General features: G+C 24.1%; 1 protein-coding gene. It reads right to left on the bottom strand.

Features of this window, described 5'->3' with window-relative positions; genetic code table 11:
• Positions 1 to 385: 385 nt before the first annotated feature.
• Positions 386 to 781 carry a hypothetical protein gene (locus FcAc13_RS12020; RefSeq protein ID WP_187756466.1) on the bottom strand — a complete coding sequence of 132 codons (396 nt, stop codon included), beginning with the start codon at positions 779 to 781 and terminating at the stop codon, positions 386 to 388.
• Positions 782 to 1,137: the final 356 nt, after the last annotated feature.

The raw sequence follows: 1,137 nt of genomic DNA, 5'->3' as shown, positions 1-1,137 counted from the left end.
GCGAATTAATGGTTAAGTTACTAAATCTTATCTAATTGATACATTTAATAAATTAAAATTAATCAATGATCCAATAGAATTTGAAGATTCAGTTTTTATTTTATTAAAGAGTTTAGCTGTAAAGTATGATTATACTTTAACAAGGGAATTCTGAATCATTTATAGAAAAGTAAATCGAAAACTATATTAATAAATTAAGTTAAAAAGGTCAGTTGCCATTTAATACAAAAAATTTAACCATGACCTTTGTGGAATATACAAAAAACTCAATGATAATGAAATGAAAAGTTAATAAACGATCTTATTTTTATTGGTAAATAATTTTATGACATCCAAGAGGAAATAATCACTTTGTTAGTCTTTCCTCTTTTTGTTGAGATATATTTTATAACTCATTATCAATGATATTAGATTTGGATTGCTTTTCTAATCTAGAATGATAAAAATATAAATACAATAATCCAAAAGGAGCTATAAAAATAGAGAACACGAAGCATAATCCCATGGTGATTATTTTTACAAATAAAAATAAAATCAGATTTGAGAAAATTATGTTATCTCCCATTATAAAATCTATAATGCTTTCATAAACAAACCTAGAATATGGATATAATCCCCACATGATCAAAACCAATATAATTGCCAAAATACTTTCAGGTATTTTAAAGTGAGTTATAGGCATAACTAACAAAAAGATACCATAAACTAAACCGAAAAAATATTGTCGGAGCAAATATCTTTTTTCTAACCCACCAAATGTTTTGTTAATGAAATTAGCCATAAAAAATTTCTTCGATATTTATTTTGTAAAAAATATTAGACCACATAAAATTAAAATTGAAAACAATAGAAATGTAAATAATAATTTAACTTTGTACGTTAGTATTATGAAATATCATTAATTATTTATTTCTGAAATACTATAGTTTAAGTTTCGTGAATTTTTTGTTGGTCAAATGGGAAGGAAAGACTCGCCCAAAATGCGTTAATAATCATTTGAGCTATTAAAGATAATTGATAACCATAATCTTTAACATCTAATTGTTCGCAAAAATCAAAAATCTTTCAATGTAATACAGAAAAAAACGCCCCCCCCACTCTTTTAAAAATATAAACAAATCAAATAGAAAAGTTAAG

Origin of the sequence: Frischella japonica, from assembly GCF_014489845.1 — a bacterium.
Classification (GTDB): Bacteria; Pseudomonadota; Gammaproteobacteria; order Enterobacterales; family Orbaceae; genus Frischella; species Frischella japonica.
The sequence above is the reverse complement of the archived record's forward strand: the minus strand, read 5'-3'. Positions and strand labels throughout refer to the sequence as shown.

Excerpts from the sequence above, each read along its gene's own strand:
- FcAc13_RS12020 (WP_187756466.1), bottom strand. The coding sequence starts at position 781 with ATGGCTAATTTCATTAACAAAACATTTGGTGGGTTAGAAAAAAGATAT.